The 22,811-nt window shown below is 49.8% G+C and carries 21 protein-coding genes and 3 tRNA genes; 18 read left to right on the forward strand and 6 right to left on the reverse strand.

The genetic code is table 11. The features are described 5' to 3' along the window. Nucleotides 1-3: 3 nt before the first annotated feature. From amyA to fliD, 4 genes are read right to left on the reverse strand one after another with little or no spacing between them, the layout of a single operon-like run. Nucleotides 4-1,491, reverse strand: coding sequence for an alpha-amylase (gene amyA / locus ACMWLG_RS04895; RefSeq protein WP_045356878.1), 1,488 nt, complete (start codon nucleotides 1,489-1,491; stop codon nucleotides 4-6). A gap of 51 nt (nucleotides 1,492-1,542) precedes the next feature. Continuing rightward, nucleotides 1,543-1,917, reverse strand: coding sequence for a flagella biosynthesis regulatory protein FliT (gene fliT, locus ACMWLG_RS04900; protein ID WP_045403218.1), 375 nt, complete (start codon nucleotides 1,915-1,917; stop codon nucleotides 1,543-1,545). Beyond that, on the reverse strand, nucleotides 1,917-2,327 hold the full coding sequence (gene fliS / locus ACMWLG_RS04905) for a flagellar export chaperone FliS (protein ID WP_045356867.1): 411 nt from the start codon (nucleotides 2,325-2,327) through the stop codon (nucleotides 1,917-1,919). Before fliS ends, fliT begins: the two co-directional genes overlap by 1 nt. A gap of 9 nt (nucleotides 2,328-2,336) precedes the next feature. Next, nucleotides 2,337-3,773, reverse strand: coding sequence for a flagellar filament capping protein FliD (fliD, locus tag ACMWLG_RS04910; protein ID WP_045356865.1), 1,437 nt, complete (start codon nucleotides 3,771-3,773; stop codon nucleotides 2,337-2,339). Nucleotides 3,774-4,139: 366 nt separating this feature from the next. Between fliD and ACMWLG_RS04915 the strand changes: the two genes are divergently transcribed. The 10 genes from ACMWLG_RS04915 to sdiA all read left to right on the forward strand — a co-directional run bounded on the left by ACMWLG_RS04915 (nucleotide 4,140) and on the right by sdiA (nucleotide 15,489). Then, a complete protein-coding gene (locus tag ACMWLG_RS04915) occupies nucleotides 4,140-4,991 on the forward strand; it encodes a flagellin domain-containing protein (RefSeq protein WP_045356863.1) in 852 nt (283 codons plus the stop codon). A 92-nt stretch (nucleotides 4,992-5,083) separates the two neighbouring features. Continuing rightward, nucleotides 5,084-8,761 carry a glycosyltransferase gene (locus tag ACMWLG_RS04920; RefSeq protein WP_045403222.1) on the forward strand — a complete coding sequence of 1,226 codons (3,678 nt, stop codon included), beginning with the start codon at nucleotides 5,084-5,086 and terminating at the stop codon, nucleotides 8,759-8,761. 67 nt (nucleotides 8,762-8,828) lie between these two features. Continuing rightward, nucleotides 8,829-9,632, forward strand: a complete 804-nt coding sequence (locus tag ACMWLG_RS04925) for a glycosyltransferase (RefSeq protein ID WP_052768332.1) — start codon at nucleotides 8,829-8,831, stop codon at nucleotides 9,630-9,632. 169 nt (nucleotides 9,633-9,801) lie between these two features. Continuing rightward, nucleotides 9,802-10,521: an RNA polymerase sigma factor FliA gene (locus ACMWLG_RS04930; protein WP_014170714.1), complete on the forward strand. Its 720-nt coding sequence runs from the start codon at nucleotides 9,802-9,804 to the stop codon at nucleotides 10,519-10,521. 54 nt (nucleotides 10,522-10,575) lie between these two features. Beyond that, the gene (gene fliZ, locus ACMWLG_RS04935) at nucleotides 10,576-11,127 is read left to right on the forward strand and encodes a flagella biosynthesis regulatory protein FliZ (RefSeq protein ID WP_008500339.1); all 552 of its coding nucleotides are present in this window, start codon (nucleotides 10,576-10,578) and stop codon (nucleotides 11,125-11,127) included. 86 nt (nucleotides 11,128-11,213) lie between these two features. Continuing rightward, complete coding sequence (gene tcyJ / locus ACMWLG_RS04940; protein WP_023336163.1) at nucleotides 11,214-12,014, forward strand: cystine ABC transporter substrate-binding protein; 801 nt, start codon at nucleotides 11,214-11,216, stop codon at nucleotides 12,012-12,014. A gap of 106 nt (nucleotides 12,015-12,120) precedes the next feature. Continuing rightward, nucleotides 12,121-13,107 (forward strand): D-cysteine desulfhydrase, encoded by a 987-nt coding sequence (gene dcyD / locus ACMWLG_RS04945; protein WP_045404394.1) that lies wholly within the window; start codon nucleotides 12,121-12,123, stop codon nucleotides 13,105-13,107. 21 nt (nucleotides 13,108-13,128) lie between these two features. After that, nucleotides 13,129-13,797, forward strand: a complete 669-nt coding sequence (gene tcyL, locus ACMWLG_RS04950) for a cystine ABC transporter permease (RefSeq protein ID WP_014884380.1) — start codon at nucleotides 13,129-13,131, stop codon at nucleotides 13,795-13,797. Continuing rightward, on the forward strand, nucleotides 13,794-14,546 hold the full coding sequence (gene tcyN, locus ACMWLG_RS04955) for an L-cystine ABC transporter ATP-binding protein TcyN (RefSeq protein ID WP_023312288.1): 753 nt from the start codon (nucleotides 13,794-13,796) through the stop codon (nucleotides 14,544-14,546). Before tcyL ends, tcyN begins: the two co-directional genes overlap by 4 nt. A gap of 220 nt (nucleotides 14,547-14,766) precedes the next feature. After that, nucleotides 14,767-15,489: a transcriptional regulator SdiA gene (gene sdiA / locus ACMWLG_RS04960; RefSeq protein ID WP_045404396.1), complete on the forward strand. Its 723-nt coding sequence runs from the start codon at nucleotides 14,767-14,769 to the stop codon at nucleotides 15,487-15,489. A gap of 66 nt (nucleotides 15,490-15,555) precedes the next feature. Here the strand turns inward: sdiA and ACMWLG_RS04965 are convergent, their stop codons facing one another. After that, a complete protein-coding gene (locus ACMWLG_RS04965) occupies nucleotides 15,556-15,780 on the reverse strand; it encodes a DUF2594 family protein (protein ID WP_008500345.1) in 225 nt (74 codons plus the stop codon). A gap of 466 nt (nucleotides 15,781-16,246) precedes the next feature. Between ACMWLG_RS04965 and uvrY the strand changes: the two genes are divergently transcribed. The 6 genes from uvrY (at nucleotide 16,247) to ACMWLG_RS04995 (ending at nucleotide 19,784) form a co-directional block, all read left to right on the forward strand. Further along, nucleotides 16,247-16,903, forward strand: a complete 657-nt coding sequence (uvrY, locus tag ACMWLG_RS04970) for a UvrY/SirA/GacA family response regulator transcription factor (protein ID WP_013096026.1) — start codon at nucleotides 16,247-16,249, stop codon at nucleotides 16,901-16,903. Beyond that, entirely contained in the window at nucleotides 16,900-18,732 is a 1,833-nt protein-coding gene (gene uvrC / locus ACMWLG_RS04975; protein WP_045404399.1) for an excinuclease ABC subunit UvrC, read from the forward strand. Before uvrY ends, uvrC begins: the two co-directional genes overlap by 4 nt. Nucleotides 18,733-18,788: 56 nt before the next feature. Further along, nucleotides 18,789-19,337 (forward strand): CDP-diacylglycerol--glycerol-3-phosphate 3-phosphatidyltransferase, encoded by a 549-nt coding sequence (gene pgsA / locus ACMWLG_RS04980; RefSeq protein ID WP_023312285.1) that lies wholly within the window; start codon nucleotides 18,789-18,791, stop codon nucleotides 19,335-19,337. Nucleotides 19,338-19,489: 152 nt separating this feature from the next. Next, nucleotides 19,490-19,565: transfer RNA gene (locus ACMWLG_RS04985), tRNA-Gly, on the forward strand. 46 nt (nucleotides 19,566-19,611) lie between these two features. Next, nucleotides 19,612-19,685 (forward strand) — tRNA-Cys (locus ACMWLG_RS04990). Nucleotides 19,686-19,697: 12 nt separating this feature from the next. Beyond that, nucleotides 19,698-19,784, forward strand: a tRNA-Leu gene (locus ACMWLG_RS04995). A gap of 240 nt (nucleotides 19,785-20,024) precedes the next feature. Here ACMWLG_RS04995 and ACMWLG_RS05000 read toward each other — a convergent pair. Continuing rightward, a complete protein-coding gene (locus ACMWLG_RS05000) occupies nucleotides 20,025-20,765 on the reverse strand; it encodes a hypothetical protein (protein ID WP_021536916.1) in 741 nt (246 codons plus the stop codon). Nucleotides 20,766-20,845: 80 nt separating this feature from the next. Between ACMWLG_RS05000 and ACMWLG_RS05005 the strand changes: the two genes are divergently transcribed. Together ACMWLG_RS05005 and ACMWLG_RS05010 are read left to right on the forward strand one after the other, a co-directional pair. Continuing rightward, on the forward strand, nucleotides 20,846-22,048 hold the full coding sequence (locus ACMWLG_RS05005) for a site-specific integrase (RefSeq protein WP_045619615.1): 1,203 nt from the start codon (nucleotides 20,846-20,848) through the stop codon (nucleotides 22,046-22,048). 376 nt (nucleotides 22,049-22,424) lie between these two features. Next, nucleotides 22,425-22,796: a hypothetical protein gene (locus ACMWLG_RS05010; protein ID WP_229218499.1), complete on the forward strand. Its 372-nt coding sequence runs from the start codon at nucleotides 22,425-22,427 to the stop codon at nucleotides 22,794-22,796. The last annotated feature ends 15 nt before the right edge of the window (nucleotides 22,797-22,811 follow it).

The raw sequence follows: 22,811 nt of genomic DNA on the forward strand, positions 1-22,811 counted from the left end.
GTACTACAACGCATCCTCTATCACCCAAACGCTGACGCTTCCCCCATTACAGGTAAACGTCCCTTCGCCATCCGCCGCCGTGGTGATGGTTTCTTCGCGATTGCCGAGAAAATCCCGCCACGTTTTGTTGCCGTAGTTTTCCCCAAGACAAATCACTTTTTCACCATCATCCCCGTTCGACAGCACCACCACGCAGCCGGGATCGTCTTCCGTACCGCTGCGGCTGAAGGCGATGCAGTTTGGATGGTCGAAAAACAGCGTCTGCACGCCGTGGGCAAAACGCTGGCGTGCGAGGATCAGCTCGTGAAGCTGCTCAATGACCGGCATATCAATATGGTACGTTTCACCGTCTCCTCCCGCGTCGTCATAGCTGGCGCCGAAAAGATCCGGATAAAAGACGCTCGGCACGCCATTTTCCCGCAGCAGGATCAGCGCGTACGCCAGCGGTTTAAACCAGGCTTCGACCGGTGCTTCAAGCGCCTGCAGAGGCTGGGTGTCATGGTTCGCGACGAGGGTGACCGCATGAAACGGATCGGCTTCTACCAGGGTGCCGGTGAAGATTTGGCTCATGTCGTAATCCCGGCCCTGACGTGACGCCTCGTGGAATTTCATCTGCAGAGGGGCATCAAACAGCATGGTTTTGCCTTCGACCTGGTCAATATAGGCCTGAAGTTTATCCACCTCATGGGACCAGTATTCCGCCACGATAAACAGCGGCTGGTCGGCGACTTCCTGGACGTGCTCAATCCACTCTTTGTAAAACCAGGCGGGAATATGCTTAACGGCGTCCAGACGAAAACCGTCGCAGCGCGTCTGTTCCATGACCCAGCGGGCCCAGTATTTGATCTCCTCGGTCACGGCGTGGTTGCGAAAGTCGATATTTTCGCCCATCAGGTAATCGAAGTTGCCCATCTCATCATCAACCTGATCGTTCCAGCCTTCGCCGGTGTAGTCGTTGACGATTTTAAAGATGCCGTCTTCATCGGGGTTTTCAATATGGTCGACGCCGCTGAAGCATTTGTAGTCCCAGATAAACTGTGAGTACTGCCCGGCCCGGGCAGGGAAGGTGTAGCGAGTCCAGGCTTCGCATTCAATGACCTCGTCATCGATTTGCGTGCGGTCCTGTTCGTTCACGCGCTGAACGCGCACGGGCTCTTTTTCATCGGCGCCCATTTTGTGGTTGACCACCACGTCCAGCAGCACGGCAATGTCGTTGCTTTTGAGGGCATCAATGGCCTCCAGCAGCTGCGCCTTGTCGCCGTATTTCGTGGCGATACTGCCTTTCTGGTCAAACTCGCCAAGATCGAACAGGTCATAGGTGTCATAGCCGACAGAATACCCGCCGGATGCCCCTTTACAGGCGGGCGGCAGCCAGATCATGTTGATGCCGATTTCGTTAAGATTGGGAGCTAACGCCGTGACCTCTCGCCACAATTCACCGCCAGCAGGGTAGTACCAGTGAAAACATTGTAACAGGGTGGGGTTTTTCATCATCCTTGCTCCAGAAGCCATTGGCAGACTTCTGGAGTATGGATGAAGAAATCATAGTTGTGTGTCGCGGGTAAAACTTTCTGGATAAAGAATATTCCCTGACAGCTTTCCATAGGTAGACGTGATGGATTGCTGTTTGCCGGTTTGATCAATAAGAATGCGGAGCTCTTCCATACGCATAGCCAGTAACTCTTTGAGTTCGCTTTCATTTTTAAGCACATTTTCAAGCAACAATCTGGCCTGTTCGATGTGAGGCCGCGGAGCTGATGTTATTGGATTCTGCGATATATGTTCAATAAGTTGAACATAAGTAATTTCATGTGTGATTAGATCGTCCCATTGACCGGCTTTAGCCAGCTTAAGCATGGAAAGGCTGAGATTATGTAGCGCCTGCCAGGCGCTAAGTACAGAGTTGGGGGTGTTCATTAAAGATTATCCTGGTTAGAGGAGACATTAGAGCCAATTTGTTTCCACGCGTCAGCAATGTTATTCAATAATTCCTCAACTTCGAGGATAGCCCCTTCGTCATTACGTAAATTAGCATGTAACAGACGACGAATCATATAGTCATACAGTGCAGCAAGGTTCGCGGAAAGCGGACCTTCGATCTCCATATTCAAGCCAGCCTTTAAACCATTGTCGATGATATTTATTGCTTTCGACAGTGCTTCCCCTTTCTCGGCAATACGACCTTCGTTGAGGAAAAGCCGGGCACGGACAAGGGCACTGAGTGCCCCGTCAAATAGCATGGTCACAAGTTGATGCGGATTTGCACTCATTACCGCACTTTCAAGACCAATTTGTTGATATGCACGTGCACCAATTTGTGAGTACATGATTATTCCTTAACTGCTAGAGGAACTAAATTGCTGTTTCAGATAGGTGGATGTATTGTTCATTTTGCTCATCAACGTATCCAGATTCGTGAATTGCGCCTTATATCGCGCCATTGTGGCTTCTATATTGGCTTCCATCGCATCATAGCGTTTGTCAAGCGTTTTCAGTGTCGTGTTAATACCATCAGTAGCATTCTTGATAATCCCTTCTTTGCCCGCTGTTGTGCTCAACATATTCGTGAGCATCGTACCCATTTGTGTCGCGAGTCCGGTTGTCTTGCCATCACCGGCAAAATATTCCTGTACCGCTTCTGGATTATCCGTTAACGCCTTGCTCAATTTGCTGGAATCAACCTTAAGATTGCCTAATGAACCGTCTGCTCCCGTTGCGGTATCCTGCGTCACGCCAAGCTGAGCCAGGATTGCATAAGAGCCTGACTGCACCTCAGTTAATAATCCACGTAACTGCGACTGCACCGAACGTACCGTACTATCACCAATTAACGCGCCATTATTTGCGGACTGGCTCTCACCGGCATCAACCTTTACATATTTTGTGACGGACGTAATGGTGGACTGTAAAGCGTTGTAGGCCGTTACCCAGTCAGTAATGGCTTTCTGTGTGGTGTCAGCAGCACGGGTGATATTTAGATTTTCACTGCTCGTGCTTTCATTTTTAAGGCTCAGGGTAATACCCGGTAGGGCATCAGTAATCGTGTTAGTTGAACGCTCAATCGTAATGTCGTTGATAATGACTTGCGAATTTTGGGATGCCGTCTGTTGATTCATCACCCCTGTGTGAGTCGATGAATCATAGCCAATGACGTTTTGTAATGTGCTGTCACCTGAGACGCTCACCGTCATATCATTTGCTGTACCAGATGTTTTTGATGTCAGCATTAAAGTATAGTCACCGTCTTTCGCTTTAACGACGGTAGCAGTAACGTTACCGTTCGCTTTGTTAATCGCGCTGGCAATTCCATTTAATGAGGTATCGGAATCGCCGAGTGTAACGGTCAGCGGCGTTGTTGAGCCGGCTTGTGCAATGGTTATTGTACGGGTTGCACCCGTTGTCGCGCCTAACGGTGAAGTCGCGCTAGTCTGGCTGGCAGTGGTCAGTACCTGCGCTTTTGCCAGCGCTTTGACCTGAACGGTATAGCTACCGACGGTAGCGCCCGTGGCTGTGGTTGCCGTGAAGGAGTTATTGGTCGATCCTACGGCTGTTGCGTTCCATGTATCAGTTTTAGAAAGCGCTGCAGTGGCGGTATTGAGCGTTTGCATCGCACTTTGCAGCTTACTGAACGCACTGAGTTGCGCGTTATAAGAGGTTTGCTGATTCGTTATTGTCGTTAATTTTGTTTTTTCAGCATTTTCAAGATTCGTGTAGAGCGTCTGTAGATCCAAACCTGAGCCTACGCCAAGACTACTGATTGTTGCACTTGCCATTAGATTGTTTCCTTTAGTCAATGGTAGTTTCAGCTAGTTATCGGCGGCTTGAGAAAATAGTTTAACCATTAGCTAAGAAAATTATCGGTTGAATAAGCGGTATTCTCCTCGGCATATACCCTCTTCGTTAACGGTATGAAGGATGCAGCCCTAGGGTATTGCGTATAGCCCGACAAAGATGAACGCCATAAATAATTCTGTTTTTGGTATGGTGATTTAAATTTTTTCCTTACAAATTAACTCGTTAAAAAAAATTCAATGAAAATTCTAAAGTCTTCAAAACGTTCGTCGATAACCTTTTTGACGGTGAGAGACGCCGTGAGTGTTAAGCACCGACCCTAGAATCCAATTTGAAGGAATTAAATTATGTCAGTAATCAATACTAACCTGTTATCCCTGTCTACTCAGAACAACCTGAACAAATCTCAGTCTGCTCTGGGTACCGCGATTGAGCGTCTGTCTTCTGGCCTGCGTATCAACAGCGCTAAAGACGATGCTGCTGGTCAGGCGATTGCTAACCGCATGAATTCTCAGATCAAGGGCATGACTCAGGCTGCTCGTAATGCCAACGATGGCATCTCTATGATTCAGACTGCTGAAGGCAACCTGAACGAAATTAACACCAACTTGCAGCGTATCCGTGAACTGTCCGTACAGGCAGCAAACGGCACTAACCAAGACACTGACATGACCTCCATCAACACCGAGATCAACCAGCGTCTGTCTGAAATCGACCGTATCGCAGGTGCTGCAAACTTCAACGGTAAAAACCTGCTGGATGGTTCTCAGAGCGGCGGCGTAACCATTCAGGTTGGTGCAAACACCAAAGCTGGCGATACCATCAGCATCGGTTCTGACTCTCTGATCAATGCTAAGCTCAGCTCTCTGGCATCTGGTACTGCCCTGTCCGGCGGCACGGCATCTATCAGCGACAACACCACTGCAAAAGCGGTTATTGACGCAGTTGATACTGCACTTAAAGGTATCGACGGTGCGCGTAGCAACCTGGGTGCAATGCAGAACCGTTTCGAATCTACCGTTAACAACCTGAACAACTCAGTAACTAACTTGTCTGCAGCACAGTCTCGTATCCAGGATGCTGACTACGCAACCGAAGTGTCTAACATGTCACGTGCACAGATCCTGCAACAGGCTGGTACTTCTGTTCTGTCTCAGGCAAACCAGGTTCCACAGTCTATGCTGTCTCTGCTGCGTTAATTCTTACGTCCTTAATATTCAAAAACCCGGCGTTGCCGGGTTTTTGTTATATTCTCCAACTCCAATTAAATGTTGATAGACTTGAAAATATTATGCGCAAAATTTTACTTACCATTGACAGGTTTGAACACTATGGTCAACACGAGAGTATCTTTTTTGATTTGATAGAATATTTTCATCGTCACAACTGGCAGGTCGATGTTTTTGCCAAAACCACGGGTCGGTATTGGCTCAACAATTTGAATGTTATAAACGAAAATAAAACCATTCGCTTGTTGGAACAACCCGATGGTCAGTTGCACGCTTTCTATGACCTGATGTGGATATTTAACGGCTATATACCCGCCGAGCTGAACACGATTTTTATGCAAGGAGACTGGGTTTCCAGAGTCTTCTTCCATCACTTTTACAGTTACGCTGATTATGATTTACCCTACGGCGCTGATGTGGAAAATGCGCTTTCCTGCAACAGTTTTGCCTGCTCTACCGCTAGCTATGTCCGCTTAGTTGAAAAGGGAATTAAACAACCTCGAATCAAGATTTTCCCGCTCACCGTTAATAATCAATTTGCGTCTGCCTCAGGTGTATTCACTGATAAACTCGAAAAAGCACTGCTGATCTCCAGTGGGTATAATAAAAATTTAGTTGAGCTCACCGAGTCATTCCAGACCAGAAATATTGAACTGGATTACTATAATCTCGACTCTGCGCCAGGTCCTGTAACGCCAGCGTTGCTGTCACAATATCAGCTTATTATTGGTGATGAAGCCCGAGTTGTACTTGCCATGGGCATGGGTTTACCAGTTGTGATATCAGACGGTATTTCCTCACACGGTTATCTAACAGAAGCAAATCTGCTGGAACGCAGTGATTATCACTTTGCACTGACAGGTGCTCCCAAAATCGCTAACCAAAACCGTTGGATAAAAGAGATCCTTGACGGTTACTCTCAGGCAGCCCAATGGGCTTGGGAATACCGGGCTGAAGCAAACGCGCAGCTTTCTTTAGACGCCTGTGTTGGACGGATACTCGAACGTCTGCCTGCGCCAAAAGTATTAAAAATTTCGCAAGAACAGTACCGCAATCTCGAGTTTCACCGCAAGGTTATGGACAGTTTCGGGGAAGAAACAACGCGGTCAGTCGGTAGCTGGATGAATGATAGAAAACCGACATCATTGCGTTCCGCAATTATAGGTACGTTGCTTCAGTCTTTCCCTGCCTGCGCCAGTATTTCGGTCATAATCATCGATCGTGAAGGCGAACGAGATAAGCTGCGTGCGAGTTTACGCTCTGTTAATAACCAGACATTAACTGCCGATTCACTCATCGTCGTAGGTAAGCAACCATCGCATTCTATTACTGACGATTCGACAATACGCTTCGTGGGTGATCTGAATCTGGCGGTGGACGGGATCGCATCCGCTAATTTGCTCATTATAGAGGCAGGCGATATCCTGGAAGAGCATGCACTACTTACCTGTGCCGAGTTTACGATGCGGGATCCGCAGAAGGCGTTTTGGTATTTTGATGAACTCATTATCCGTGATGATAAGGAAGATGGCTTAATTCTTAAGCCGGAATGCGATATAGATATGTTGCGTGCGCATCCTTATATCGGCTCCAGTGCCTTTATTTCGACAGATGCATTACGTCGGCGCAATGGATTTAATCCAGACTGCCTGTATCTCAGTCATATCGATCTTTGCTGGAAATTAATTGAAGAAGAAGGACCGTTCGCGGTCGGTCATATTCCTGAGGCGCTGGTCGCCAGAACCATCAGTATGAGCGAATGGTGTAAAAAACCCGCTATCATTGATGAAATGAAAATTATCACCGCCGCACATCTCTCACGCTGCGGCATACGTGCAACGATCGCATTCGGCGAAGAGCCTGGCGTCCAGTTCGTGACGTATCAACTTCCCGCTATCGCGAAGGTGTCGGTGATTATTCCGACCAGGGACCGTCTGGTGTTGCTCCAGCGCTGTATTGATTCTTTGATGGAGAAAACTGCTTACCATCAGTATGAAATCATCATTGTTGATAATGGTTCAACTGATGAGGATGCGAGAAGGTATCTGGATCAGCTAGAGTCGATGCAACTGACTCAAATTAGAGTTCTGCGCTGGGAAACTGCATTCAACTTTGCTGCTATCAACAACTACGCTAGCCGTTATGCAACAGGTGAGTACCTGTTGTTCATGAACAATGATATTGAAATTCACGATGGCAACTGGATGGGGGCTTTAGTCGAACTCACTCAACGCCCGGAAGTCGCTATTGTCGGGAGTAAACTTGAATATCCGGATGGTACGCTGGAGCATGGTGGGTATATTACAGGCATCAATGACGGCGTGGTTGTCTGTGGGAAAGGGAGCTCACCGGATGACACTGGCTTCCTTAGCCGGCTGAAGATCCCTCGGGGCGCTCATGCAGTAAGTGCAGCATGCATGATGGTGCGTAAAGACGTATTTGATGAGCTTGGCGGATTCGATGAGGAGAATTTCCCGATCTACTATGCTGACGTTGATTTGGCATTAAAAGCGAAAGCGCAAGGGTATATAACCCTGTGGACACCGTTTAGCCGAGTTAAGCACCTTGGCGGAGCTTCGCGTTTGTTCCCTGAAAAATTTGCAGTCGCTACTCATGCGGATGAAGCATGCAATGATGTGCTGTTGGAGAAGTGGGGAGCAGAACTGGCACGTGATCCTTATTACAATCCAAATATGAATCGTCTCGGGTCGACATTCAGCCTGAACACACGCATGTCGCGCTTACCGCATGCGCTGCCCGGAAAGCCGTTACCTGTGATCATGGGGACCCACATTAACTGGACAGGATGCGGAAATTATCGCGTCATTAAACCTCTTCACGCGCTTCAGCAAGAGTTGAAGGCTGATGGAGGTTTGATCCTCGGCCTGCCTACGGTGATGGAAGTAGCGCAGTTCCAGCCCGATCGCCTGATCCTTGAAGTGCCTATCGCCGATGATATTCCCCAGACAGTACAACGCTATCGTCAGGTCTGTAATGCCAAAATTATTATGGAATTTGATGATTACTATTTAGACGTCCCTGAGAAAAATATCTTCAGGGAAAATGTACCAAAAGACATCCAGAATCGACTGACCTCGGCTCTGGCCCAGGCTGACTGGGTTGTCGTATCAACTGAGCCGCTGGCTGAAGCCTATTCTCGTTTTCATTCGGATATCCGCGTGGCCAAAAATCGCTTGGATATAGAACTGTGGGGGAACCTCAAGTCCGCTAAACGCCGCGGTAAAAAACCGCGTGTAGGTTGGGCGGGGGGGGCGAGCCATACGGGCGATCTCGAAATATTATTACCGATCATTTCTGAATTAAAAGATGAAGTGGAATGGGTGTTTATGGGGATGAAGCCTGAAGGCGTCGCGTGCGAGTTCCATTTACCTGTGCCTTTTGAGCATTATCCGCAAAAGCTGAGTGAACTTGATCTTGATCTGGCATTGGTCCCGCTCGAACAGAATCTGTTTAACGAATGTAAAAGTAATCTACGTCTCTTAGAACTGGGAAGTTGCGGATTCCCCATTATCTGCACGGATATCGAGCCTTATCGCTGTGGCCTGCCCGTTCATCGGGTAAAAAATACCCCTAATGCGTGGATTGCTGCAGTTCGTGAATACATTCACGACTGGAACGCGCTTGAGAAGGCTGGTGAAGAACTGCGCAAAGCAGTGCATCGCGACTGGATGTTAAGAGATGGCGGTCTGGATGATTGGCAGCGTGCATGGATAGGCTAATGCTTGTACCCAGGGGAAGAGCGCCAGAAACTGGCGGTGTCTGAAACGAAGAATAGGTAAATGATGTATGTATCAAGGTGAAAAAATTGGAGTGGGGATCGTCACTTATAATCGTAAAGACGGTTTGCTTAAATTATTAAACTCTCTTCCGCGCCAATGTATTGATGAACTGGTCATTATTAATGATGGACAACATTTTCCTGAGTATTCCGGTCTGGATTGCCACTATATATTGAATGAAGAGAATCTTGGGGTAGGATGCAGCAAAAATCGGGCGCTATCTTACCTGCGAGAGAAGGGCGTTGATCACTATTTCCTCATTGAGGATGACGTGTTTGTCAAACGGAATGATGTTTTTCATCGCTACATTGAAATGTCCCGCCTCACGGGGGTACAACACTTCAATTTCAGTCAGCATGGGTTACTGAATGTTAATCAGCAGGGGCAGCCACTCTTACGGATGCGCTGCGATTATGCCGGAGAAAAACTATTTATGTTCCCTTCCTGTGTCGGGGCATTTAGCTACTACACCGCGCTGGCGCTTGATACAGTGGGGCTCATGGATGAACGTTTCTATAATGCGCTTGAACATGTAGACCATACCATTGCGGTCATAGATGCTGGCATGCATCCTCCGTTTGGTTATTTTGCAGATATAGCAGATTCACAAGACTATATTGGCGATGAGGGATGGAGCATTAAGCAATCTACAATTTCAGGCGAGCTCACTTTCAGAGCAATAGTTACAGTTGCTTTGCAACGGTTTAAACAAAAGCGTGGTTTCGTGCCTGCAGATATTACTATTGAGAACACAAAGAAAGTTACCCGGATGCTGGAAAAAATCCATAGCAAATATACAGTTAAACACTAAATGGTACAATAAAATGTTCAGCAAGCCAGTAGAGGAAAAACGACTGGCTGCAGAATTTCCTGTTCTAATCTCAAAATAACCCCCCATTTCACCCATTATTCATCCAATTGAACGCCCTGCAGAATCGGATAATCATGCCGATAACTCAACTAACGCAGGGCTGTTTATCGTGAATTCACTCTATACCGCTGAAGGTGTAATGGATAAACACTCGCTGTGGCAGCGTTATGTCCCGCTGGTGCGTCACGAAGCATTGCGCCTCCAGGTGCGCTTGCCGGCGAGCGTGGAACTCGACGATCTGCTACAGGCGGGCGGTATCGGGTTATTGAATGCAGTTGACCGATACGACGCTCTGCAAGGAACGGCATTTACGACTTACGCAGTTCAGCGTATTCGTGGTGCGATGCTGGACGAGCTGCGCAGCCGAGACTGGGTGCCGCGCAGCGTTCGCCGCAACGCGCGCGAAGTGGCGCATGCGATGGGGCAGCTGGAACAGGAACTGGGACGTAACGCAACGGAAACCGAAGTGGCGGAACGTCTTGGCATTGCTGTTGAAGAGTATCGTCAGATGTTGCTCGATACCAATAATAGCCAACTCTTCTCTTATGACGAGTGGCGAGAAGAGCATGGCGATAGCATCGAGCTGGTGACGGACGAGCACCAGCAGGAGAACCCGTTACACCATTTAATGGAAGGGAATTTACGCCAGCGCGTCATGGAGGCTATTGAAGCTCTGCCTGAACGCGAACAGCTGGTATTGACCCTTTATTACCAGGAAGAGCTTAACCTCAAAGAGATTGGCGCTGTTCTGGAGGTGGGAGAGTCGCGGGTGAGCCAGCTGCACAGCCAGGCCATTAAACGCTTACGAACCAAGCTGGGTAAGTTATAGGTGATTGATTCACCTTAAAAATGCCGCACAACGTATTGACAACCAGGAGTTATCATGACGGTGCAGCAATCTAAAAGACGGCCTTTAAGCCGCTACCTGAAAGACTTTAAACACAGCCAGACGCATTGCGCCCACTGTAACAAGTTACTCGATCGTATCACGCTGGTTCGCCGGGGCGAAATCGTCAATAAGATTGCGATTTCGCGTCTCGACACGTTGATGGACGAAGCAGCATGGCTCGAAGAGCAAAAAGAGTGGGTGGCGCTTTGCCGTTTCTGTGGGGATCTCCACTGCAAAGAGCAAAGCGACTTCTTCGATATTATCGGCTTCAAGCAGTTCCTGTTTGAACAAACGGAGATGAGCCACGGCACCGTTCGCGAATATGTCGTTCGCCTGCGCCGCCTTGGGCAACATCTGACCGTAAACAATATTTCTCGCGATCTGCTGAAAACCGGTTATCTGGATGAAAATCTGGAGCCGTGGCTGCCTGCGACCAGCACCAATAACTACCGAATTGCGCTGCGCAAGTATGCGCAATACAAGGTGCAAATGCCGGGTGCCATAAAGCAGAAAGCCCACGCCGGAACAACTTCTGATATATATTAAAAAAGAATAAGATGTAGCGCAGTCGCCTTTGACGTGGCAGGCGATTTCTCTACACTACGTAAAAATTCCACTATATCGGGGTATTTATGAAATTTGCACTTCTGGGTCGTCAGGCGCTGATGGGTGTTATGGCCGTTGCGCTGGTTGCGGGCATGAGCGTGAAAACGTTCGCCGCAGAAAACCTGCTGAATAAAGTAAAAGAGCGCGGTACGCTGCTGGTCGGGCTGGAAGGAACCTATCCTCCGTTCAGCTTCCAGGGCGATGACGGTAAGCTGACCGGTTTTGAAGTGGAGTTTGCTGAAGAACTGGCGAAGCACCTCGGCGTTAAAGCGTCACTGAAACCGACCAAATGGGACGGTATGCTGGCGTCGCTGGATTCCAAACGTATTGATGTGGTGATTAATCAGGTGACCATTTCTGACGAGCGTAAGAAGAAATATGACTTCTCTACGCCGTACACCGTGTCCGGTATTCAGGCGCTGGTGAAGAAAGGCAACGAAGGCGGAATTAAAACTGCCGCGGACCTGAAAGGGAAGAAAGTCGGTGTCGGTCTGGGTACCAACTACGAAGAGTGGCTGCGCCAGAACGTGCAGGGCGTGGATATCCGCACTTATGATGATGATCCAACGAAATACCAGGATCTGCGCGTGGGCCGTATCGACGCCATTCTGGTTGACCGCCTGGCCGCGCTGGATCTGGTGAAGAAAACCAACAATACCCTGGCGGTAGCGGGTGATGCGTTCTCTCGTCAGGAATCAGGCGTTGCCGTTCGTAAAGGTAACGAAGACCTGGTCAAAGCGATTGATTCCGCGATTGCCGACATGCAAAAAGACGGCAGCCTGAAGGCGCTCTCCGAGAAGTGGTTCGGTGCAGACGTCACGAAATAAGCTTCTGCCGTAAAAAAAGGCGCTTTTAAAAGCGCCTTTTTTATTTCTTTCGCGTCTGCGTGCATAATGAAAAATATCACATTTTGTCAGAGTTACCGGAGAACCCATGTCACTACAGAATTTAACGCGCTTTCCCCGCCTGGAGTTCATCGGCGCGCCGACGCCGCTGGAGTACTTGCCGCGATTTTCTGATTATTTAGGGCGCGATATTTTTATCAAGCGTGACGACGTGACGCCGATGGCGATGGGGGGCAATAAGCTGCGCAAGCTGGAGTTTCTGGCGGCTGATGCACTGCGCGAAGGCGCGGATACGCTCATTACCGCCGGGGCTATCCAGTCCAACCACGTTCGTCAGACGGCGGCAGTGGCGGCAAAGCTCGGGCTCCACTGCGTGGCATTGCTGGAAAACCCGATTGGCACGCGGGCAGAAAACTATCTCACCAACGGCAACCGTCTGCTACTGGACCTGTTTAACGTGCAGGTCGAAATGGTGGATGCGTTGACTGACCCGACCGCCCAGCTCGACGAGCTGGCGACGCGTCTGGAAGCGCAGGGGTTCCGCCCCTACGTTGTCCCCGTCGGCGGTTCGAACGCGCTGGGCGCGCTGGGATATGTGGAGAGTGCGCTGGAAATTGCGCAGCAGTGCGAAGGCGCGGTAAGCCTCTCCTCCGTGGTTGTCGCGTCCGGAAGCGCGGGCACGCATGCCGGGCTGGCGGTGGGGCTGGAACAACTGCTGCCGGACGTCGAGCTGGTTGGCGTGACGGTGTCCCGCAGCGTCGCCGAGCAGAAGCCGAAAGTGGTCACCTTACAGCAGGCGGTAGCCGAGCAGCTGGAGCTGAAGGCCAAGGCCGACATTCTGCTCTGGGACGACTATTTTGCGCCGGGTTACGGCACGCCTAACGAAGAGGGCATGGAGGCGGTGAAGCTGCTGGCGCGCCTCGAGGGGATACTGCTCGATCCGGTTTATACCGGCAAAGCGATGGCCGGACTGATTGACGGTATTGCGCAGAAACGCTTTAAGGATGAAGGGCCGATTTTATTTGTCCATACCGGCGGGGCGCCTGCGCTGTTTGCCTACCATCCTCATGTCTAAAAATCAGGTCGAAAAATAATAATGCAAGAAAGTATTCAACTGGTTATTGATTCTCTGCCGTATCTGCTGAAAGGTGCGGTATTTACGTTACAGCTCAGTATCGGCGGGATGTTCTTCGGCCTGGTGCTGGGATTTGTGCTGGCATTAATGCGCATGTCACCCATCCTGCCGGTGCGCTGGCTGGCGCGCTTTTATATCTCCGTATTTCGCGGCACGCCGCTTATCGCCCAGCTCTTTATGATCTACTACGGCTTGCCGCAGTTTGGTATCGAGCTGGATCCGATCCCCGCAGCGATGATTGGTCTGTCGCTCAATACCGCGGCGTACACGTCAGAAACCCTGCGAGCGGCGATCTCCTCCATTGACAAAGGGCAGTGGGAGGCAGCTGCCAGTATCGGGATGACGCCATGGCAGACGCTGCGTCGGGCCATTCTGCCGCAGGCGGCGCGCGTGGCGCTTCCACCGCTGAGCAACAGCTTCATTAGCCTGGTGAAAGATACCTCCCTGGCGGCAACGATTCAGGTACCGGAACTGTTCCGTCAGGCGCAGCTCATTACTTCGCGCACGCTTGAAGTCTTTACCATGTATCTGGCCGCCTCGCTGATTTACTGGGTGATGGCGACGGTGCTTTCTGCTCTGCAAAACTACTTCGAAAACCAGCTTAACCGCCAGGAGCGTGATCCAAAATGAGTGCTATCGACGTCAAAAACCTGGTGAAAAAATTCCACGGTCAAACGGTGCTCCACGGGATCGATCTTGAAGTAGAGCAGGGTGAAGTGGTGGCAATTATCGGACCAAGCGGTTCGGGAAAAACGACGCTGCTGCGCAGTATTAACCTGCTTGAACAGCCGGAAGGCGGCACCATTCGGGTTGGGGATATCACGATTGATACCGGGAAATCCATCAGCCAGCAGAAAGGGTTAATTCGCCGCCTGCGCCAGCATGTCGGCTTTGTATTCCAGAACTTCAATCTCTTCCCTCACCGTACGGTTCTGGAGAACATTATTGAAGGGCCGGTGATTGTAAAAGGTGAATCGAAAGAGGAAGCGACGGTACGCGCGCGCGAACTGCTCGCTAAAGTCGGGCTGGCGGGGAAAGAGACCAGCTATCCTCGCCGTCTGTCGGGAGGGCAGCAGCAGCGCGTAGCGATAGCGCGCGCGCTGGCGATGCGCCCTGACGTGATCCTTTTTGATGAACCGACCTCTGCACTCGATCCGGAACTGGTGGGTGAGGTGCTGAACACCATTCGCCAGCTGGCGCAGGAGAAACGGACGATGGTGATCGTGACGCATGAAATGAGCTTTGCACGCGATGTTGCTGACAGAGCCATCTTCATGGATCAGGGGCGGATTGTGGAGCAGGGGCCAGCGAAAAGCCTGTTCGCTAACCCTCAACAGCCCCGAACCCGTCAGTTCCTTGAAAAATTCCTTATGCAGTAGAATTTTTGCACTAATTTGCTCCAGAAAGTTAGGCTGGAGCAAATTATTCTCCCTTCGGGGGCAGTCGTTTGTTTTTTTATTCCATCCGGCCCGGATAAACCTTATCAATAGTAAAGTTAATTGTGCTAATGCCGATATTTTGTAGTTAGAAAAAAGTTTTATGTGTTAGGTTATATTCACCATAATAATGATTATCTTTTAGAGGCTTCATTTAGTAAGTATGAAGGATTCAGACTTTTTCACCTGGCGACGGGATTGCTCCCTCCGGTTTCAGGAATTGACGAATACCGATGAGGTATATCGGGAGCTAGAGCGGCAAACTCAGGCGCTGGAATTCGATTATTACGCGCTCTGCGTGCGACATCCCGTGCCCTTTACGCGCCCTAAAATCTCTTTGCAGACCACTTATCCAAAGCCGTGGATGGCGCAATATCAATCCGCGAACTATTTCGCTATCGATCCTGTTTTAAAAGCGGAAAATTTCATCCAGGGTCATTTGCCCTGGACAGACGCATTATTTGCCGAGGCTCAGGAATTATGGCATAGCGCCCAGGACCACGGTTTACGCGCGGGAATAACGCAGTGCCTGATGCTGCCTAATCATGCGCTTGGCTTCCTGTCTGTTTCTCGTACTAGTGTACAGGAAGGGCCTTTTTCCCGTGAGGAAATAGAACTGCGGCTGCAAATGCTGGTGCAAATGGCCTTAACTTCTCTGATGCGTTTCGAAGATGGGATGGTAATGCCACCCGAAATGAAATTCAGCAAACGCGAGCGCGAAATTCTGAAATGGACTGCGGAAGGGAAGACGTCAGCGGAAATAGCGATCATTCTCTCTATCTCTGAGAATACCGTTAACTTCCATCAGAAAAATATGCAGAAGAAATTCAACGCGCCCAACAAAACCCAGATTGCTTGCTACGCGGCGGCAACGGGACTGATCTGACAGGATAATACGTTCTGCGTGACAGACGAACAAACGGCTGAATGCACTGCATCCAGCCGTTTTTTGTTACTGGCGGTAGGCTTGTTTGATTTGCTTAACGGTGTTAGCAAATACCGCAGATTCAGCCTGGTCTTCCATCTCCGCGATTTGTTTTTCCATTTTAATGATCACACGACCGGCATCCGCCTGGCCCATCGCCTGCAGCATCAGCGTCAGCAGTGCTTTCAGGCAGTTTACTTCCTGTGCCAGTTCCTGGTTATTCTCCGCAGTGGCAAATTCAGGTGTGCTCATTTATTTTCCTCATTATTTAACGGCGCTAAAGCGCGACGACGAAAGTCAAGGCGGCGGAGTATACCACAAGCTGAAGCAAAAAATGCAGCGGTTGTTTTTTGTACTTTTACGTGGATGTTTAATTGCGTAAACAGAACGTACAGGTAAACTGTACCGTCGTCAAAGGCTATTAATTGTTTATGCCCGGTTCGCTTGCCGTTAATTATTGTTACAAAAATTTGAGATCTGTTTTTTTGCAGGAAAAGCCTGCAAGTTTTTTGTAACTTTTTGAATACAGATGCTTAAAAAAAGCTGCAAAAGCCCTGAATGCATGGTCTCTCTTTCCACGGACTGTACAGCCTAATTTCCAAAAACGAGAGCAAAATCGAATAGCCGGTTTTTTAACGTTTTAATCTTGTGAGGAAAACCGTTAATATAAACCAAATTATCACTCAGTAGCGTTATCCCTATTCTGGAGACATTTCCTTTGATCAACGTCCTTCTTGTTGATGACCACGAACTGGTGCGCGCAGGGATACGACGCATTCTTGAAGATATTAAAGGTATTAAAGTTGCCGGTGAGGCGTGCTGCGGCGAAGATGCGGTAAAATGGTGCCGCACAAACTCGGCCGATGTGGTATTGATGGATATGAATATGCCCGGTATCGGTGGTCTTGAAGCAACACGCAAAATCGCGCGTACCTTTGTTGATACCAAAGTCATCATGCTGACCGTGCATACCGAAAACCCACTGCCCGCGAAAGTGATGCAGGCGGGCGCAGCGGGCTACCTGAGTAAAGGTGCTGCGCCGCAGGAAGTCGTCAATGCAATCCGTTCCGTGTTTGCCGGACAGCGCTACATTGCTTCCGACATTGCCCAGCAGATGGCGCTGAGTCAGATCGAGCCCGAGAAAACCGAATCACCGTTTGCCAGTTTGTCCGAGCGTGAATTGCAGATTATGCTGATGATCACCAAAGGTCAGAAGGTGAATGAGATCTCGGAACAGCTGAATCTCAGCCCGAAAACGGTGAACAGCTATCGTTACCGGATGTTCAGTAAACTGAACATTCATGGTGACGTCGAACTGACGCACCTGGCCATCCGGCACGGTTTGTGTAATGCGGAGACGTTGTTAAGTCAGTGAGTGATGTGTTCGATTCAACAGCATTTCTGAAAACCGTTACCAGCCAGCCTGGCGTCTATCGCATGTATGACGCTGGCGGTACGGTTATCTACGTGGGGAAGGCAAAAGATCTAAAAAAACGCCTCTCCAGCTATTTTCGCAGTAACCTGGCCTCCCGTAAGACCGAAGCGCTGGTCTCACTCATTCAGAATATTGATGTCACCGTCACGCACACCGAGACAGAAGCGCTGCTGCTAGAGCACAACTATATTAAGCTCTACCAGCCGCGCTATAACGTCCTGTTGCGTGATGATAAATCCTACCCGTTTATTTTTCTGAGCGGCGACACCCATCCGCGCCTCGCCATGCACCGCGGTGCAAAACACGCCAAGGGCGAATATTTCGGGCCGTTCCCTAACGGCTATGCCGTGCGAGAAACGCTGGCGCTGCTGCAAAAAATCTTCCCGATCCGCCAGTGTGAAAACAGCGTTTACCGTAACCGCTCGCGCCCGTGCCTGCAGTACCAGATTGGGCGCTGCCTGGGGCCGTGTGTGGCCGGGCTGGTGAGTGAAGAAGAGTATGCCCAGCAGGTGGAGTATGTGCGCCTGTTCTTAGCCGGAAAAGACGATCAGGTCTTAACGCAGCTGATTGCGCGCATGGAAAAAGCCAGTGCCGCACTTGAGTTTGAAGAGGCCGCACGGATCCGCGACCAAATCCAGGCGGTGCGCAGAGTCACTGAGAAACAGTTTGTCTCGAATACCGGTGACGATCTCGACGTTATCGGCGTAGCCTTTGACGCCGGGATGGCCTGCGTGCACGTGCTGTTTATTCGCCAGGGCAAAGTGCTCGGCAGCCGCAGCTATTTCCCGAAAGTGCCTGGCGGTACCGAACTGGGTGAAGTGGTGGAAACCTTTGTCGGCCAGTTCTATCTGCAGGGGAGCCAGATGCGTACGCTGCCTTCTGAGATCCTGCTCGATTTCAGTCTTGACGATAAAACCCTGCTGGCCGATTCGCTCTCTGAACTGGCGGGGCGTCGGGTCAATGTACAAACCAAACCGCGCGGCGATCGTGCGCGTTATCTGAAGCTGGCACGCACCAACGCGGCGACGGCGCTCACCACTAAGCTGTCGCAGCAGTCGACGGTGAACCAGCGCTTAGCGGCTCTGGCGACGCTGCTGAAGCTGCCGGAAGTGAAACGGATGGAGTGTTTCGACATCAGCCATACGATGGGGGAACAGACGGTGGCGTCGTGCGTGGTATTTGATGCGAATGGCCCACTGCGCGCCGAGTATCGCCGCTATAACATTACCGGGATCACGCCGGGCGATGACTATGCGGCCATGAATCAGGTGCTGCGGCGTCGCTACAGCAAAGCCATTGAAGAGAGCAAGATCCCGGATGTGATCCTGATTGACGGCGGGAAAGGGCAGCTCGGCCAGGCGAAAGCGGTATTTGAGTCGCTTGATGTCAGCTGGGACAAAAACCATCCGCTGCTGCTGGGTGTTGCAAAAGGGGCCGATCGTAAGGCCGGTCTGGAGACATTGTTCTTCGAGCCGGAAGGCGAGGGCTTCAGCCTGCCGCCGGACTCCCCGGCGCTGCACGTCATCCAGCACATTCGCGATGAATCACACGATCATGCCATCAGCGGTCACCGCAAAAAAAGGGCGAAGGTAAAAAACACCAGTAGCCTGGAAACGATCGAAGGAGTGGGGCCAAAACGTCGGCAGATGCTGCTGAAATATATGGGCGGATTGCAAGGATTACTCAACGCCAGCATCGAGGAAATTGCAAAAGTGCCGGGTATTTCGCAAGGGCTGGCAGAAAAGATCTACTACTCGTTGAAACATTGAGGGCTCTGTAGCAACATAGAGCTAAATTTTACTGACAACAAACAGTTACCGTCATTATGCAATTTAATATCCCTACGTTGCTCACTCTCTTTCGTGTTGTACTCATCCCGTTCTTTGTACTGGCGTTTTACCTGCCGGTCGTCTGGGCACCTTTCGCCTGCGCATTGCTCTTTCTGATCGCGGCGGTCACCGACTGGTTTGATGGATATCTGGCACGCCGCTGGAATCAAAGCACCCGTTTCGGCGCCTTCCTCGATCCGGTGGCAGATAAAGTGATGGTCGCGATTGCGATGGTGCTGGTGGCCGAGCACTATCATACCTGGTGGGTGACGCTGCCTGCGGCCACCATGATCGGCCGTGAGATCATTATCTCTGCGCTGCGCGAGTGGATGGCGGAACTGGGTAAACGCAGCAGCGTGGCGGTCTCGTGGATTGGTAAAGTCAAAACGACGGCGCAGATGGCGGCGCTGGTCTGGATGCTCTGGCGCCCGAACGCCTGGGTTGAATGGGCGGGGATTGGTCTCCTGTGGGTCGCGGCAGTACTGACGCTGTGGTCCATGCTGCAATATTTGAACGCGGCGCGCGGGGATTTGCTTGATCAGTGATCGTTTCGCCGTAATTTTCAGCAAACGATCCGGGGATGCAAAAAATAACGTTGACTCATAACGTCATATCAGTAGAATGCAACGCATCGAACGGCGGCACAGCAAGCCGGACGATAATGAAATCAAGTGGTTAGACGTTTGCTTGATGACATGCGGGAATAGCTCAGTTGGTAGAGCACGACCTTGCCAAGGTCGGGGTCGCGAGTTCGAGTCTCGTTTCCCGCTCCAGATTAAAGACATGCGCAGTAGCGGGTGTCACTTTAAAAAGTTTTACGGCGCGTTAGCAAAGCGGTTATGTAGCGGATTGCAAATCCGTCTAGTCCGGTTCGACTCCGGAACGCGCCTCCACTTTCTTCCCGAGCCCGGATGGTGGAATCGGTAGACACAAGGGATTTAAAATCCCTCGGCGTTCGCGCTGTGTGGGTTCAAGTCCCACTCCGGGTACCATGGGAAACATCAGAATAATCAAAGCAATAAGCAGTGTCGTGAAACCACCTCCGGGTGGTTTTTTTGTGCCTGAAATTCATGTCCTGTGCATATCCTGTGCTCACGGGGTGCAATGAGCTGCAATCTCCGGCCTGGCAATGCCGAATCGAACGTGTCGCCTCCAGCATAGAGAACCAGGCCGCTTTGCCTGTTTTCCGGAACTCTTCCGGGAAGGGGGCCTGCTGAGCAAGCTGTAATGCTCTAGCCGCCCTTACTACAAAGTTGCTTAATTCGTGCAATCACCTCATCTCTGTACTTCTGGTGTCCGCGCATAGCCCTTGGATGGGCAATTCTGAAACAGATTGTATTACCTGTTTTGAACTCCCACAGCTTCCCCGGAGTGACTGAAGAAGTCTCATAGCCGCCTAGCTCAGTAAGCACCTGTTTTATGATGTAGTCTGTTCTCCGGGCTCCAGATGCAAAGATGATGAAATCAGGCTCAAGGTGTTTAATTTGTACCGCCAGTAGCTTCAGCGAGGCTAATATGACTTCCTGCACTTCATTTTGAGGGCGATTGAGAGGGGTCAGTCCGTCGTAATCCCACGCGAGTAGATTGGCATACACGATAGCCTGAGGAGGGATATTAAGCTCCCGGGCCAGCCTGAAATGATATTGCGTGAAGCGGCTACGTGATTTGAGGTTGGCGGTGCCATAATTTTGTACCGGAAGATGTTTCCTGTAACGATCTACAGCTTCTTCAACCACCTGCCCGATGGTGACGTCAGGTATAAGTCCCAACACCCGTGATATCGTATTCTTACCATTCAGTGTATTCCAGCCAGCGGTTTCACGTCCAACCAGCATGATTTTTACCGGTGAATGCCAGTATTCTTCAAACGGCACGGGTAAAAAGACGCCTGAGTATTTATCTTCATTCAGGTTAAATGACTGGGCGTCAACTTCCTGTAATATCCGTTTGTACGCGTCTAATAGCCTTTCCATTCTTCAATCCTGCCCCGTAATAAAAACACCTTCAGATATATATTATTTTCATGATATCAATCAGATATATGAGGATAAATATGCAAAAATCCTTCCGATTCACCAATTCATCCATCAAAGCCCTTCCGGCAAACACAGATACCCGATCTACAGAGCTTGAGGTATCTGATACCGAGGTCATTGGCCTCAAATGCCTCTCAGGTCGAACGGGTAACAAACGTTTCCTCCTGCGCTACACATTCCACGGTACCAAAAAAAGTATCAGTATTGGCAGATTCCCTGAAATTGATGTGGGGACAGCCCGTCAGATAGCTCGTCGTCACAAGGAGGCGATTGCACTGGGAAATGACCCTAAAGCAGAACGCGATAATTATCGTGCGATGCCAACACTTAGTGAGTTTTTTCACCAGACCTATGTTCCGTTCATCAAGCGCCATAAAAAGTCCTGGGATAAGGATGTTCAGCGTTTCACGCAATACATTGAACCTCGTCTGGGGAAGATACGTTACTGCGACCTTCGGGCCCGGGAAATCCAGCAGGTGCTTTTCGACATGCTTGAGGGTCGTATTCACGGCCAGCAGTATGCACCGTCTACCTGTAACAGGGCACTGGCTGTTCTGAAAACTATGGGGCGTTATGCGCTACGACAGGATGTCCTGGAGAAGAATGAAGCCGATAAGATCCCTTTGCTGAAGGAGAATAATCAGCGGACGCGCTTTTTTGACGCCGATGAGATCAGAAGGATCCTCGACGCTGCAGCACGATATCCTAATAAGGCTGCGGGGGGACTGATAGCAATGCTGTTGTTAACCGGTACCCGCAAATCAGAAATGCTTAACGTCATGCACAAACATATTGATCGGGATAACAGGTCGTTATTCATTCCTTATACTAAGAATGGTCGCAGCAGAACTGTGTATCTCAGTGATGTTGCATTATCTATTATTGATTCGATCCCACGGGCTGGCAGCAACCCCTATCTGTTTGCCGTAAAAGATAATGGAAAACCAATATCAGAACCCCGGTGGGCCTATGAAAAAATACTGGCAGAGTGCGGGATAGATAAAAGTGAAGTCTGTTTCCACACTACGCGCCATTCCGTCGCATCATTACTTGTCTCCAGCGGACAGTACAGTCTGTATGACGTTAAAGCCCAGCTTGCGCATGCCAGTATTCAGAGTACGGAGCGCTACGCAAAACTGACACCAGAGCGAATGCGTCAGACCGGGCAGGGTGTTACCGACCTTCTTTTACCCCCCGTAGCTACCAGTAAAGAACAGTGATTTTTGCATCTCTTAAACGTGGAGAATGATTATGCCGTTAAAGTGCCCTAAGTGCGGTAGTCGGAATACAGTCACAGAAACTGCCGGAAATATAGCAAAGGTGACTCGCGATGACCGGTTTCTGACATCGACATCCGGTTATATTAGCCCGGAGCAATTACCAGAATTGCTTAAAGAAATCATCAGGGCGATACAGCGTCTATTTGGATTCCTTGAACAGCGTGAAAGGAATAATGCGCCAGTGCTTATCTGCAAGGATTGTGGATATTATGAAAGAATATAGATGACCACTGAAGGCAATTCCAGATTCTTTACCCTGTCTGTGTAACCCCGATACTTAAAACGTATCGGGTTTTTTGTTTATGAGGATTATTCAATGAAATTTATCTCAAACTGGCAAGACCTGCCGTCGCTCCTTCTTCCGGAGTCAGTAATGAGTCTGTTGAAAACAGAGCTGGTACTCCCATTTGAAGATGAATACTCTGCAATGAGTTTCTGGGATGAAGTCGGGGTGACATTAATATATGTCGAGCCCGATGATGTACCTGAAGATATTAAAGCGCAGGTATTAAATGTGATTCATCAGTTAATTGAAAATCCAGAATTTGTAGTCCGTCTGACAGATGACTATTACCTGATGCTTTCTGTTACGGAAGATAACGGGAACGGTATTTATCTGTTATTTCACCCCGATTGCCCTCTGAAGGGTATTGATTTATTAATTTCTATGGCCGAATCACGCTATTAAAAACAAGCAAAACCA

It is taken from the genome of Enterobacter sp. 01-M-02-SI-ECC (genome assembly GCF_047530595.1).
In the GTDB taxonomy this organism is placed as follows: Bacteria; Pseudomonadota; Gammaproteobacteria; order Enterobacterales; family Enterobacteriaceae; genus Enterobacter; species Enterobacter cloacae_M.